The 12,408-nt window shown below is 67.2% G+C and carries 16 protein-coding genes; 12 read left to right on the plus strand and 4 right to left on the minus strand.

Annotated elements, in window-relative coordinates; translation table 11 throughout:
* Positions 1 to 26 precede the first annotated feature (26 nt).
* Positions 27 to 419, minus strand: a complete 393-nt coding sequence (locus LJ657_RS09425) for a helix-turn-helix transcriptional regulator (protein ID WP_232647939.1) — start codon at positions 417 to 419, stop codon at positions 27 to 29.
* A gap of 102 nt (positions 420 to 521) precedes the next feature.
* On the opposite strand from LJ657_RS09425, the gene LJ657_RS09430 reads away from it, so the two are divergent.
* Genes LJ657_RS09430 through ppk2 form a run of 3 tightly spaced genes read left to right on the plus strand, consistent with a single transcriptional unit; the run spans position 522 to position 2,887 of the window.
* Positions 522 to 1,676 carry an inorganic phosphate transporter gene (locus tag LJ657_RS09430; RefSeq protein ID WP_232647940.1) on the plus strand — a complete coding sequence of 385 codons (1,155 nt, stop codon included), beginning with the start codon at positions 522 to 524 and terminating at the stop codon, positions 1,674 to 1,676.
* Between the two features lie 19 nt (positions 1,677 to 1,695).
* On the plus strand, positions 1,696 to 1,929 hold the full coding sequence (locus tag LJ657_RS09435; RefSeq protein ID WP_232647941.1) for a hypothetical protein: 234 nt from the start codon (positions 1,696 to 1,698) through the stop codon (positions 1,927 to 1,929).
* A gap of 52 nt (positions 1,930 to 1,981) precedes the next feature.
* On the plus strand, positions 1,982 to 2,887 hold the full coding sequence (gene ppk2 / locus LJ657_RS09440; protein ID WP_232647942.1) for a polyphosphate kinase 2: 906 nt from the start codon (positions 1,982 to 1,984) through the stop codon (positions 2,885 to 2,887).
* Positions 2,888 to 3,030: 143 nt separating this feature from the next.
* On the opposite strand, the gene LJ657_RS09445 is transcribed toward ppk2, so the two are convergent.
* Positions 3,031 to 3,249 carry a hypothetical protein gene (locus LJ657_RS09445; RefSeq protein WP_232647943.1) on the minus strand — a complete coding sequence of 73 codons (219 nt, stop codon included), beginning with the start codon at positions 3,247 to 3,249 and terminating at the stop codon, positions 3,031 to 3,033.
* Positions 3,250 to 3,266: 17 nt separating this feature from the next.
* Between LJ657_RS09445 and LJ657_RS09450 the strand changes: the two genes are divergently transcribed.
* From LJ657_RS09450 to LJ657_RS09460, 4 genes are all read left to right on the plus strand, one after another.
* Complete coding sequence (locus LJ657_RS09450; protein ID WP_232647944.1) at positions 3,267 to 3,530, plus strand: class I SAM-dependent methyltransferase; 264 nt, start codon at positions 3,267 to 3,269, stop codon at positions 3,528 to 3,530.
* 810 nt (positions 3,531 to 4,340) lie between these two features.
* Positions 4,341 to 4,925, plus strand: a complete 585-nt coding sequence (locus LJ657_RS09455; RefSeq protein ID WP_232647945.1) for a sporulation delaying protein family toxin — start codon at positions 4,341 to 4,343, stop codon at positions 4,923 to 4,925.
* 162 nt (positions 4,926 to 5,087) lie between these two features.
* On the plus strand, positions 5,088 to 5,528 hold the full coding sequence (locus LJ657_RS48910; RefSeq protein WP_372487869.1) for an SdpA family antimicrobial peptide system protein: 441 nt from the start codon (positions 5,088 to 5,090) through the stop codon (positions 5,526 to 5,528).
* Entirely contained in the window at positions 5,462 to 6,496 is a 1,035-nt protein-coding gene (locus LJ657_RS09460; RefSeq protein ID WP_232647946.1) for a sporulation-delaying protein SdpB family protein, read from the plus strand. The genes LJ657_RS48910 and LJ657_RS09460 overlap by 67 nt, the downstream gene beginning before the upstream one ends.
* A 240-nt stretch (positions 6,497 to 6,736) precedes the next feature.
* Here LJ657_RS09460 and LJ657_RS09465 read toward each other — a convergent pair whose 3' ends face one another.
* Complete coding sequence (locus LJ657_RS09465; RefSeq protein ID WP_232647947.1) at positions 6,737 to 7,237, minus strand: NUDIX domain-containing protein; 501 nt, start codon at positions 7,235 to 7,237, stop codon at positions 6,737 to 6,739.
* A 35-nt stretch (positions 7,238 to 7,272) separates the two neighbouring features.
* A complete protein-coding gene (locus LJ657_RS09470; protein ID WP_232647948.1) occupies positions 7,273 to 8,628 on the minus strand; it encodes an NsdA family TPR-like regulatory protein in 1,356 nt (451 codons plus the stop codon).
* A 225-nt stretch (positions 8,629 to 8,853) separates the two neighbouring features.
* On the opposite strand from LJ657_RS09470, the gene LJ657_RS09475 reads away from it, so the two are divergent.
* The 5 genes from LJ657_RS09475 to LJ657_RS09495 all read left to right on the plus strand — a co-directional run.
* Entirely contained in the window at positions 8,854 to 9,606 is a 753-nt protein-coding gene (locus LJ657_RS09475; RefSeq protein ID WP_232647949.1) for a hypothetical protein, read from the plus strand.
* Positions 9,607 to 9,688: 82 nt separating this feature from the next.
* The gene (locus tag LJ657_RS09480) at positions 9,689 to 10,600 is read left to right on the plus strand and encodes a phosphotransferase family protein (protein WP_232647950.1); all 912 of its coding nucleotides are present in this window, start codon (positions 9,689 to 9,691) and stop codon (positions 10,598 to 10,600) included.
* A gap of 1 nt (position 10,601) precedes the next feature.
* Entirely contained in the window at positions 10,602 to 11,294 is a 693-nt protein-coding gene (locus LJ657_RS09485) for a class I SAM-dependent methyltransferase (RefSeq protein WP_232647951.1), read from the plus strand.
* A gap of 31 nt (positions 11,295 to 11,325) precedes the next feature.
* Positions 11,326 to 11,850 (plus strand): HAD domain-containing protein, encoded by a 525-nt coding sequence (locus LJ657_RS09490; protein ID WP_232647952.1) that lies wholly within the window; start codon positions 11,326 to 11,328, stop codon positions 11,848 to 11,850.
* A gap of 91 nt (positions 11,851 to 11,941) precedes the next feature.
* Positions 11,942 to 12,408, plus strand: a 467-nt coding sequence (locus LJ657_RS09495; protein ID WP_232647953.1) for a hypothetical protein, incomplete at its 3' end; no start/stop codon positions are given.

Raw genomic sequence — 12,408 nt, forward strand, 5'->3', positions numbered from 1 at the left:
GGGTCCAACCTAAGGTCGATGACGTGTCACGTCCGTCTGGGACGCGTGTACGCGCGCACCACGCACGGCGGGATCTCCGCGCTCTCCTCGTGCGAGCGGGCCCGGTACGAGCTCGGCGTCTCGCCCACCAGCTCGGTGAAACGGGCGCTGAAGGAGCCCAGGGAGGTGCAGCCCACCGCCATGCAGACCTCGGTCACGGTGAGGTCGCCCCGGCGCAGCAGCGTCTTGGCGCGTTCGACGCGGCGCGTCATGAGGTAGCCGTACGGGGTCTCGCCGTACGCCTCGCGGAAGCTGCGCTGGAAGTGGCCCGTTGACATCAGGGCGGTGCTCGCGAGGGCGGCCACGTCGAGGGGCTCGGCGTACTCGCGGTCCATGCGGTCGCGTGCCTTGCGCAGTCGTACCAGATCCTCACGGTTCACCACGTCAGCATCGCACGACCCTCACCGGCCGGGTGCCGGGTCCTGGCGTGCGCTTTGCCTTGAGTTCGCCTGCCGTATGAAAGCGCTTGTTCCCCTAAGGGAATGGACCACATCACGTTCCTCGTGGCGGTTGTCATCGTCACGGCCCTGGCGTTCGACTTCACCAACGGATTCCACGACACCGCCAATGCGATGGCCACCTCCATCGCCACCGGCGCCCTCAAGCCGAGAACAGCGGTGCTCGTGAGCGGAGTCCTCAACATCGTCGGAGCCTTCCTGTCGACGGAGGTCGCCAAGACGATCTCCGGGGGAATCGTCGACGACACCCTCGTCAGCCCGGGAATGATCTTCGCGGGGCTGATCGGGGCAATCCTGTGGAATCTGCTGACCTGGCTGGTCGGGCTGCCGTCCAGTTCCTCGCACGCCCTGTTCGGGGGGCTGATCGGCGCCGTCTGGGTCGGCGCGGGATCCCACGGTGTGCACTTCGACAAGGTGCTCGAGAAGGTGCTGATCCCGGCGGTGGCCTCACCGGTCGTGGCCGGAGTCGCGGCCCTGATCGCCACCTACCTCGCCTACAAGCTCACCGCCCGCGGCCGCAAGGACTCCGTCACCAAGGGCTTCCGGCTCGGCCAGATCGCCTCGGCCTCGCTGGTCTCGCTCGCCCACGGCACCAACGACGCGCAGAAGACCATGGGCATCATCACGCTGACCCTGATCTCGGCGGGCGCCCTCGGCCACGACGCAGGACCGCCGGTCTGGGTGATCGCCTCCGCCGGTCTCGCCATCGGCCTCGGCACCTACCTGGGCGGCTGGCGGATCATCCGCACCATGGGCAAGGGCCTGACGGAGATCCAGTCCCCGCAGGGCTTCGCCGCCGAGACGGCCTCCACGGCCGTGATCCTCACCTCCGCCCACCTCGGTTTCGCCCTGTCCACCACGCAGGTCGCCTCGGGCTCCATCCTCGGTGCGGGCCTGGGCCGGCGCCTGGCGGAGGTCCGCTGGGGCGTCGCGGGCCGCATGGTCGCCGCCTGGCTGATCACGCTGCCCTCGGCCGCGCTGGTCGGCGGCATCTCCGCGGCCGCGGTCAAGCACGGCGGCAACTTCGGCACGGTCGTCGTCGCGCTGGTCGGCGCCGCTGTGGCCGCCGGCATCGTCGTCGTCTCGCGCCGCAACCCGGTGCACGCCGACAACGTCAACGACGGCCACGACGTCACCATCCGCACCGAGCCGCCGGCCCACGTCGGCGCGGCCGCCTGAAACACGGGGAGTTCGCAGCATGACACTCGACTGGAGTGCACTCGGCCAGGTCACCGCGGTGAGCATCGGCGTCACCGTCGCCGTGGTCGTCGTCTTCGCCCTCGGCGTACTCGGCCTCGCCCGCTTCGAAGGGGCGCGCGAGGATGGCGGCGGGACCTCGTCCCTCGGCCTCGCCCAGGCCGGCCTGTGCTTCCTCGCCTGCGCGGCCGTGGTGGCGTACGGGATCTATCTGATCGTGCCGCAGTTCCACTGATGAGCCGGAAGCGCATCAGAAGGACATCGGAAGGACTCGGAAGGAAATCGGGATGACGACGCCACCCCTGCTGGCCGACCTGAAGGTCGACTACACCGACCCCGACGACCCGGTGCTCATCCGCCCGGACGGCAGCACGATCGACACCTGGCGGGAGAACTACCCGTACGGGCAGCGCATGGAGCGCAAGGAGTACGACTGGCACAAGCGGCTCCAGCAGATCGAACTGCTGAAGCTGCAGAGCTGGATCAAGGAGACCGGGCGCCGGCTCGTCATCGTCTTCGAGGGACGGGACGCGGCCGGCAAGGGCGGCACCATCAAACGCTTCACCGAGCACCTCAACCCGCGCGGCGCCCGGGTGGTGGCGCTGGAGAAGCCGACCGAGCGCGAGCGCGGGCAGTGGTACTTCCAGCGCTACGTCGAACACCTGCCGACCGCGGGCGAGATAGTTCTGTTCGACCGCTCCTGGTACAACCGGGCGGGCGTGGAGCGGGTCATGGGCTTCTGCTCGGACGACGAGTACCGGCGCTTCATGCGCCAGACGCCCGCGTTCGAGCGGATGCTCGTGGACGACGGCGTCGACCTGATCAAGTTCTGGTTCTCGGTCTCCCAGGGCGAACAGCGCACCCGCTTCACCATCCGCCAGGTCGACCCCGTACGGCAGTGGAAGCTCAGCCCCATGGACCTGGCCTCACTGGACCGCTGGGACGACTACACCGCCGCGAAGGTCGCCATGTTCCGCGAGACGGACACGGAGCACTCGCCCTGGACGGTGGTCAAGAGCAACGACAAGAAACGGGCCCGCGTCGAGGCCATGCGCAGCGTCCTCGCCCGCTTCGACTACACCGACAAGGACGAAGAGGTCGTCGGCAGTCCCGATCCGCGGATCGTGGGCGCGGCGGCGGGGCTGCTGGAGGCGGGGGAGGACGATCACGGGGGGCTGGCCGGCGGTCAGTAGGCATGTCACCGATCCCGACAGGACCGAACCGTCCGCGGCACACGCTGCCGCTGTCACCGACCGGGCCCGCCTCGCCGGCGCGCCTACACCAGCGACCGTGACCTCGCCGCACGCCGGGCGCTCTACGAGTGGAATACGCCCTGTTACGACCTGCCGGGCACCGTCGCCGAGTAGCTGAGCGAGGTGCGCGGACGGGGGGTCGATGTCGGCTGCGGCAAGGCCGGTACGTCCGACGACTGCGCCGTGCCAGGCCCGACCTGGAGGTGCTGGGCTTCGACGTCGCTCCCGGCATCCTCACCGGGGTGCCTGGCGCGGTCGCCGTGGCGGACGTCGCCCGCCCTCCCGCCGGTGACGGCGAGCATGAGCGCGACCCCTGGCCATGCACATGCTCCACCACGTCCCTGACATCGCCCGAGTGGTCGGGGAACTCTCCCGGGTCGTGGCCCGTGACGGGCTGCTGGCCGTCTCCACCAACAGCACTCGCGACAAACCCGAACTCGACGACCTGTGGCAGCGGTTCGCCGGCGAGGTCCTCGGCACCGGCCGTGGCCCGCCCCGCATCTCCCTCAGCGTCCGGCCTCCCGTGGACACGACTCCCGTGGACACGATCGGACGTCGACCGTCCTCGCGCCCTCCTCACTGACGACATCGCCCGGGAGGGGGCGTTGGAGATCAACTGCAGGGGCGGCACCGTGCTCTGCCGTCGGTGGGACCGTCTCGTGCCGGTGGGACCGCCTCGTCGGAAAGCCGAAGGGGCCCGGCCGTCTCCCGGCCGGACCCCTTCAGACGCCCGTGGACCTGCGATGGTGCACCGATCGCGGGTCAACGCGAACGGGGCGTTCGTCAGGCCTTCTTGGTCTCCTAGTAATGGGCCGGGTCGGTGACCTGCGGGGATGTTTCCTGTGGGGCGCTGACCTGGTCTTTTGGCGATTGGTGGCGATGGGGGGCGACGGTCTTGAGCGGGTGTCCTGCGGACTGTATGCGGACTGCTGGTCCACGTGTGCGAGGGGATGGCACGGCGCGAAGGCTGTCGCGGTCCTGAGCTGTCAGGTTGTGATCGCTTGCCCGGCCGTAACTGAAGCACGGGCACAGGAGCGGCTGGCCCCTTCTGAGGGGCCGTGGAGTCGCAGATCGCAGAGACTGCAACGTTTCAATCCAGCCAGGTCGAATCGGCAGCTGATCACGACGTGTCCCGTTTGTGGCGACCGGTGTTTGTCCACGTCGGACGTAATTTTCCGCCGGTCGATAGTAAAGGGAGTCCAAAAATACCTGATCATGGCTTTCTGTTGAGCGGAATATTCCACTTCGGCCGGGTCTGATGCAGGCCGATACTGGACGGCTGAAACGCGCGAGGCGGTAATTCTCCGCTGTGACTAGTGTTCGATATCGCACGTATCTGCACGACGACCTGAAACGAGGGGAAATGAAAAAGCGGAGATCATTAGGTAGAGGGGTGGCGGCAGGCGCTCTCGCCGCCGTGGTCACCCTAGGAGCATCGGCTGGTGTTTCATGGGCCTCCTCATCGACCGGAAAAGAGAAGGCGGAGTACTCGACGGCGGAGATCATTCTGGGGGTTATGGGTAAGGGACCTGTCGCCCACGACCACCCGGAAGTCGCCCTCGTGCCGGCCGGTCAGGCCAAGGGTGCCGACAGCAAATCTGTGGCCGCTTTCCTGCAGCTGGCGGCAGCAAAGGACTCGGGGTTCGCGGAGAAGTTCCGCAGCGAAGTGACGTCGGGCGATCCCTATCAGGTCCAGAACGGGCTCAAGCGACTGGAGAGCATGTCCCGGGACGTTGCCAGGGATGTGGCCGAGAAGCGCACCTCGGTGAACCCGGCGTCCTCCGCTGGTTGGTTCTTCACCAATGACACGGTCGCGGTCGACGCGGTGGCTGTGCAGCACTGGAGCTTCGCGACTACCGGTGCCGTCGCAGCTGAAGCCGTAGGTGTCGTGGTCGTCGTGCTGACCGTCTCGCCGGAGCATCAGAACCTGACCACCGACAAGGCCGTAGCGGCGCTGTCGACGGGGTTGGCTGGCTGACCATTGTTTGAAGGGGGCGGCTCCGCCTGAAGCGGACGCCTACGGGGAGTATGGAAAATAATGTCTCGCATAGGCTTCTTTGGCGGCGCCGCCCTTTGGGGCGTGCTCGGCGTAATCTCTGTTATGGCGGCACTTCCTGATGCTGCGGCATCTCCACCCGGAATGGCAACGTCGCGTCAGACGATCAGTAGGGTTTGGCCGCAGGGGTGGGGGTTCTTCACCAAGAGTCCCAGGACACCGGCTAATGTGGCCTACAAGATTGCCGGAGATGGAATGCCGAAGAATGCTCTCATCGGCCCCAACGCCACTCCGTCGAATCTTTTTGGAGCCAGCAGGAGAGCAAGGGCTCAAGGGCCCGAGATAGCCAGCCTGCTCCACTCGATACCAGAAAGCGCGTGGAAAGAATGCGGCGCGTACGTCGTTGCCGACTGCCGGGTTAGCGAATTTAAGGCTGCTCCCCAGGTGGCGAATGGGTCTCCGATTCCGACGCTGTGCGGACAGATCATCCTGACTTCAGAGGAGCCCGTCCCCTGGGCGTGGCGCAGCATCGCAAAGCATCAGTACCGGATCACGAAGGCGGCGGCGGTGAACGTCCAGTGCTGAAACTGACTAGATGGCAGCCACCCGCCGATGCACAACGATTCGACCCTCGTACCAATGTCTACGGCCTCGCGCGCACGTTGTTGGCGATTGGTATGTTCGCCACCCTCGTGTTCACGCCGGCTGGGGCTCTCTTTCACCCGGTTATCGGCATGGGCAGAGCGCCGTACTGCGACGGGGTGTCGGCCGTTTCAGGGTTCTGCGTCGGTGGGCACGGATTAAGTCCCGACGTGCGCAGATACCTTCTGGCCCTGCTCTTGGTGCCGTCCATCATCGGCTGGCGGCCTAGGATCTTTGTCATTCCGCAGTGGTGGGTTGCGTTCAGTATCGCCAACTCGCTCAGCCTGCCGGACGGCGGCGACAACGTTGCTCTTATTCTGACTCTGGCCATGATCCCCTTCGGGCTGGCGGACGATCGAGTATGGCATTGGACTGTTAAAGACACGACGAAACCCTTGGCGAACTCGGCAGCCGCGTTCTGCTATGTCACCCATTGGGTGATACGCATTCAAGTAGCGGGAATCTATTTTCAGTCGGCCGTGGCAAAATTTGGCGTGAAAGAGTGGGCCAACGGTACGGCCCTCTATTACTGGCTGAATGATCCGACCTTCGGGCTTCTTGGGTTCTGGAAGCCGGTTGCGCAGCCCATCCTGGAAAACAGATACACAGTCTCCGCTTTCACTTGGGGTACCATTATCGTCGAGCTCACTTTATCATTTGCGTTGTTCTGGAAGCTCGCGACGCGGAGACGTGTGTTCTGGCTGGGCATCATGCTTCATGCTGGCATAGCGATCTTCATGGGGCTCTTCAGTTTCGCGGTCATCATGTTCGGTGCGCTGGTCCTGGCGCTGCAGGATCCGAACGTAAATCTCGACTTCCGCCGTATGGTGCGAAAAGGTGCAACAAGGAAGGATGGGGCTAATGGCGCGAGTAGTGGTGCAGTGCGCGGTGGGTCACTTGTTCTCGACTGAGTGGGTCAGTTTTGTCTCGTTCAAAGCTGTAAGGCTTGGACGGAAGCGCTATCAGAAGTGTCCTGAGTGCGGTCGATTCCGGATGGTGCAGAAGGTTTCCCGTCAAAGCGTCGGAGACGCACGGTATCGTGAGGCGATGCACCGTTTTGACGGTAAAGGCGTGTGACCGCCGAAACGAGGAGTGTTCCCTGTCTACGTCCGCCGGAGTGTGTTCCTACAACAACTCTGCAATTGGCGCCTCTATTGCCAGCCGTCGAGGGAGACCTCCGGGCCTGCCGAAAGGTACCGGTGGAGGGCGCTTGAGGTGGTGTCCACGAAGTTCTCCGGGACTGAGCCGGCGTCGACCCACCGGACCTGGGCGTGCTTGCGTGGCTCGCGGTTTTCGGGTTCGCCGGTCCATTCGTGGGCAGCGAAGACGACGGTGAGGAAGCCGTTGGGTGCCTCCACGCCCCAGGCGCCATGGATGATGTGGGCGACCTTCAGGGACTCTGGCTTCACCGTCAGGCCAGTCTCCTCGTACAGCTCGCGCACGGCGGTTTCGGTGATGGGTTCGCCGGGTTCGCTCTTGCCGACGGGCAGGTCCCACATGCCCTGGGCGAACTTGGCGTTCTGGCTGCGCTGGAGGAGGACGACGCGGTTGGTGGCCTTGTCGTGGACGATGACGGCGGCGACCAGCAGGGTCATGGATTCGAGGGCGGGCGGCAAGGCTTTGGGCTGGTCGTCGGTTGTCCGCTGAGCCACGGCTTGTGTCCCTTCATCGGCCGGATGGTGGCAGCTTAGGCCAGTGCTTCGCGTGCGCGGCGGGCGAGTTCGGCGGCTCCGGGCACTTTGCGGCGCTGGTAGATGGAGAGGGTGGAGCGGAGCGAGGTGATCGCTTTGCGGGTGCGGTCGGACGTCATTCCCTCCATCAGGGTCAGGGCCTGTGACCAGGCGGCGACGGCTTCGTCGGCTCGGGCCTGGGCGGCGAGGCTGTCGCCGAGGTCGGCGTGCGTGAGGGCGTGGACGCGCTTGTACTTCTCGGGGTCCCAGCGCACCAGGGCGTCGCGGTGTTGTTGCTCGGTGCCGACGTGGTCGGCGAGGTCGGTCAGGGTACGGGCGGTGTGGCTGGCGACGGTGCCAGCGGCCGGGCCGCTGACGCGGGAGTAGCTGGGCTGGGGACCGTCGTCGCGCAGGAGGGCGTCTTCGGCGGCGAGCAGGGCGCGGGCTGCTGCTGGCTTCGCGCCGACCGCGGCGTAAGCGCGGGCGTGGGTGATGTGCAGTAGCGCCTCGGTCTGGCCGTCGACGTGGCCCAGGCCGCGAGTGAGGGCGCCTTCGACGAGGTCGACGCAGTGGTGGGGCTGCTTGAGGCTCAGTGCCTGATGGGCGAGGGCGCGCATCATCCAGGCGGCGTGGCCGCGTGGGTCGGCTTCGCAGGCGAGCTGGTAGCCGACCTGGTAGTAGCGCTGAGCGGCGCCTTCCTGGCCGAGGTCGTGGTGCTTCCACCCGGCGAGGTACGCGAGCTCGGCAACGGCACCGAAGGCGGCTTGCCGTAGCGCTTCATTCGGGAATCGGCCGCGGAGCATGGGAGCCGCCGTGTCGGCGAGGTAGGCCGTGACCGTGGTCAGGCCATGGCCGCCGCCGAGGCGTTCGTCGGCCGCGCTGAAGGCAGCTGTGATTTGGCGTACGACGTCCACGTCCTCCATCCCGACCAGTGAGATGCCGGTGCGGGCCCGCAACATCCGGGCGGTGGCCTCGTGGTCGTAGAAGAGGGGCATGGCCACGCCGGCCGTGGTGAAGGCAGCCACGGCAAGGAAGCGGCGGCGTTCGACGTCGGCACGGCCCAGATCGGTGGCGGCCAGAACAGGATCGGGCTCCTGCGCCACCGTAGTTTCGGGTGCCCGAAGGCCAATCTCCACCAGAGTGATGGGGCGGCCTGCCCGGCGGGACAGCGCCTCAGCGAGGTACTGGCCGGTCCGTCCGGTCGGCTGGCGTGTGCCGTTCACCCAGTGGGAGACGGCCGACTTGTTGGTCTGGAGGATTTCTCCGTTCTCGGCCGCGATACGCCGGATGTCCTTCGCCAGAGTCTCGTACGTGCAGCCGATTGCCTCGATGACATCACGCAGGCGGGAGTTGGGCCCTCTCGGCGCTGCCACGATCGCCTCCGCTCCGGAGCTGTAAACCGCGTATACCGCTTCAACTGCCTCTCACCGTACCCACCGTGCGTGACGGAGGGTTCACTAATCATCAGCCGCCCGGCCCCGGTCCGACACCGTGACCAGGCTCCCCCTTCCGGCCGGGCGGTCCCCGAAGTTCCGTACGCCTACACCGGGTTCGGGCATTCCTGTGCCCGAACTCGGCCGATCAGAGACGGAGACACGGTGACCATCATCGACACCAAGGCCGCCATCACGGTCGTACTGCCTGAGGCGTTCGACGAGCGTTGGAGCCGGTTGCCCGGCATCCAGGTCGACGGCCAGCGCATCACCATCGACCCGGCCGAGTACTTCTTCCGCTTCGAGTCCAACACCTGGCTCGTCGCGGACTGGGAGCTGGTCAAGTCCCAGCTCTTGGAGGCGCAGGAGACGACCGAGAGTGCGGTCGAGCAGCTCGCGTTGGACTTCATCAAGGCCCACGCCGCCTCAACCTCGGACGCCGCCCGAGTCCTGTCCACCGCGTACGAGGTGTACGCCTACCTGTTCCGCGACGAGCACCTCGCCAACCTCGGCCTGCCGCAGATCACCGCCGAGCACCTGCGGATGCTGCGCGAGGCGGCCACGCTGATGGCACTGAACAAGGTCGAGCTGGACGGGCACATCTCCAACGTCGGCCCGTGCTGGTTCTTCCCCGCCGCCACCTCCGTCGTCTTCGACCTGGACGACGAGATGGGCGGGACGCTCGACGAGGTCTACCACGGCGGCTGGTTCAACGAGCACCGCCGTATCGAGTCCATCAAGGCCCACGCCGCTCTCGGCGGCCGGCTCGTGCACGGCTGCCAGTCCGTGCCGGACCAGTCCGGCGGAGTCGTCGCGCCCTACGGTGCGTCGATGACCGCCTTCCGCGACGACCTCGCGGCCTTCAAGGCCGGCTGGATCGAGCAGGTCTACGCCCATCGCGTGAGCCCTGCCGCATAGCACCACACCGCACACCAGGCTCCGGGGCGGGCCGGCATCTCTCGCCCGCCCCGGATGCCCCCAACCTCCCTGGAGCCCCCACGTGACCGCGAACCCCAGCGCCGAACTCCTCGACAACCTGCTCACCCTGGCCGGACGGACCACCGCCCTGCGCGAGGAGGTGCGCGTGTGGTCCATGTCCGGTGTCGAGCGCCTGACCTTCCCCGATGCCAGCACCGCGATCTTCAAGTACGCGAAGCGGCCCTTCGACAGCGAGGACCAGGCCCTTCGCCTGGCGCACACGCTCGGCGTCCCCGTCCCGCAGGTCCACGCCTCCGCCGTCCTGGACGGTTGGCTCGGCATGCTCATGGAGGACCTCGGCCCCGCCGTCCGCGACGCCGACGACCTCGACGGCACCGCCGCGGCTGTGGTCCTGCACAGCACCCGTACGGCTGCTGGCCTTCCCGTCCTCGACCAGGTCCGCCTTCGCTCACTGCCGAACCGGGCCCTGGAACACCTCGCCCAGCTCCGCAAGGCCGAGCGCTGGCAAGACACGGACGACATCGAGGACGCGCTCGACCAGATTGCTCAGGCAGCCAAGGCCCGGTCGGCCGGTACGACTGTGGCGCCGTTCGGCTGGGTGCACTCCGAGTTCCACCCCACCAGCCTCCACATTGGCCAACAAAGCTGGCGGCTGCTGGACTTCGCCCGCGCCTTCACCGGCCCCGGCCTGCTCGACCTGGCCAGCTGGCACGGCACCCTGGACACTCCCGATCCCGTACGTCTGCGGGTCTTCCTGGAGCAGTACGTCACCGCCGGCGGCACCCCGGACGCCCTCACTCGGCGCGGCGGACTCACCGCCGAGAACTGGGCGCTGGGCTGGCACCGCATGTGGGCCGTCGAGTGGTTCATGGAACAGTCCATCCGCTGGATCAACGACCCGGCCACCGACCCCGGCTACATCAAGGCGGTACGCCGCCACCTCACCGACGTCCTCCACCTCCTGGAGGTCTGACGTGCTCGCCCAGGCATCCCCCTGGTACGTCCACGCCCTCCAGCGCAGCACGGCCGGCCCCGCCGAGCCGCTGTCGGTACCTGCACGGATGGAATGGACGACGCGGCCGGGCAGCGGGCCCGGAGCCGAGATTCTCGGACCCGACCTGCGCTGCAAGCGGCTGCTGGAACTCGGCTGCGGCCCCGGCCACAATGCCGCCCACCTTGCCACCCGCTACGGCGCCCAGGTCACCGGTGTCGATCTGGTCGGCCTGCAGGTTCGCCGGGCCCGGTCGCACTACGGGCGGCTGAACAATCTGACCTTCGTCGCCGGCCATGCCCTGCACTACCTGCAAGCCTCCGACGAGCAGTTCGACGCCATCTACTCCGTCTTCGGGGCCATCGGCTTGGTAGCCCCCGAGCTTCTGCTCCCGGCCATCGCCCAGCACCTCAAACCCGGGCGCACCCTCGCCTTCTCCGTCCCCCACCCCAAGCGCGGTGGCTTGCGACCCACCGCCGACGACCGACCCCGCCGGGACTACGTCACTCTCCCCGACCGCACCCGCCTACCCATCGCCCGCTGGGACTTCGATGCCGACCGCTGGGAGAAACACCTCGACCGCGCCGGCCTCTGGCTCACCTCGGCCCAGGAGTTCCACGACGCCCGCCGCGGCCTCTGGCCCACCACGTTGCTGATCACCGCGCGCAAGCTCTGACCCCCACTCCGCCGCCTCTTGGGAGAAACCGATGCGCCCGCCTTATCTGCTCCTCGACGTCGACGGCGTCCTCATACCCTTCCCGGACGCCGATGGGACCAGTCCGGCCACCCACGACCGCCACGACGTCGTTCCCACCGGCCTTAGCGCCGACGATCCGGTCACCGTCTGGCTCAGCCCGAGCCATGGCCCCTTGCTCATGGACGTGATACGGACCGGCCTGGTCACCCCGGTCTGGTGCACCAGCTGGCGCCAGGACGCCACCACACTGATCGGGCCGCTCCTCGGCCTCCCGTCCCTGCCATACGTCGACCTCCCGCGTCCGCAGATCACCACCAGCCACCCCAACGGCTACCTCTGGAAACGAGACCATGTCGATGCCTGGCTGGGCGATAAGCCTGTTGCTTGGGTCGACGATGACTTCACCGCCCTCGACCATGCCTGGGCAGCAGAGCGCACGGCGCGGGGCATGGCGACTTTCTTGGTCCAGCCTGATCCCCACATCGGGTTGTTGGCCGAGCACCTGGCTGAGAAGCCGTATCTCAACCGAACGTGATCGCTTGATTTCCGCTGGTCAGGCATGGTCTGGCTCGGAGTGAGGGAGGCATGCGGCGTCTTGTTTCGGCTCCGTGATCGAGGGGTGCGCGATGGCGTCGGTGCTGGGAATGCTGGAGGAGCGGGAGACAGCGGCCCGGGTGCGGGTGGAAGGACTGCGGGAGGAAGTCGCGCGGCTGGCTGGGGCGTTGGAGGCCGCGGAGATCGAGCTGGACCGGCGGGTGATCGCACGGGAGGAACTGGTCGAGGCCCTGGCGGCCTCGGCTGCCAAGACCACCGCCGTGACCGGGGCGGAGGCGGAAACCGTGTCGTCGCCCGCGCCGGTGCCGGGCTCGATCGTGCCGCCGTGGCGCGAAGGACTGCCGGTGACGGTGCTGGCGCCGGACTACCAGCGGATTCTGGGAGTGCTCGACGAACGGCAGCCTGCGGGCCAAGAGCCGCTGAAGGCCAGGGAGATCACGGCTCGGCTGGGCTTGGAGACAACGTCGGCGAAGGTCGAGGGGGTGCGTTCGAAGGCCCGGCGTCTGGCGGAGCGCGGGTGGCTCATCCTGGAGGCGTC

Origin of the sequence: Streptomyces guryensis (assembly GCF_021261325.1) — a bacterium.
Lineage (GTDB): Bacteria > Actinomycetota > Actinomycetes > Streptomycetales > Streptomycetaceae > Streptomyces > Streptomyces guryensis.

What these genes read in the sequence shown, in the direction of transcription:
- LJ657_RS09430 (WP_232647940.1), top strand. Translation starts at nt 522, where the DNA reads ATGGACCACATCACGTTCCTCGTGGCGGTTGTCATCGTCACGGCCCTG.
- LJ657_RS09435 (WP_232647941.1), top strand. Translation starts at nt 1,696, where the DNA reads ATGACACTCGACTGGAGTGCACTCGGCCAGGTCACCGCGGTGAGCATC.
- ppk2 (WP_232647942.1), top strand. Translation starts at nt 1,982, where the DNA reads ATGACGACGCCACCCCTGCTGGCCGACCTGAAGGTCGACTACACCGAC.
- LJ657_RS09445 (WP_232647943.1), bottom strand. Translation starts at nt 3,249, where the DNA reads ATGCTCGCCGTCACCGGCGGGAGGGCGGGCGACGTCCGCCACGGCGAC.
- LJ657_RS09450 (WP_232647944.1), top strand. Translation starts at nt 3,267, where the DNA reads ATGCACATGCTCCACCACGTCCCTGACATCGCCCGAGTGGTCGGGGAA.
- LJ657_RS48910 (WP_372487869.1), top strand. Translation starts at nt 5,088, where the DNA reads ATGGCAACGTCGCGTCAGACGATCAGTAGGGTTTGGCCGCAGGGGTGG.
- LJ657_RS09490 (WP_232647952.1), top strand. Translation starts at nt 11,326, where the DNA reads ATGCGCCCGCCTTATCTGCTCCTCGACGTCGACGGCGTCCTCATACCC.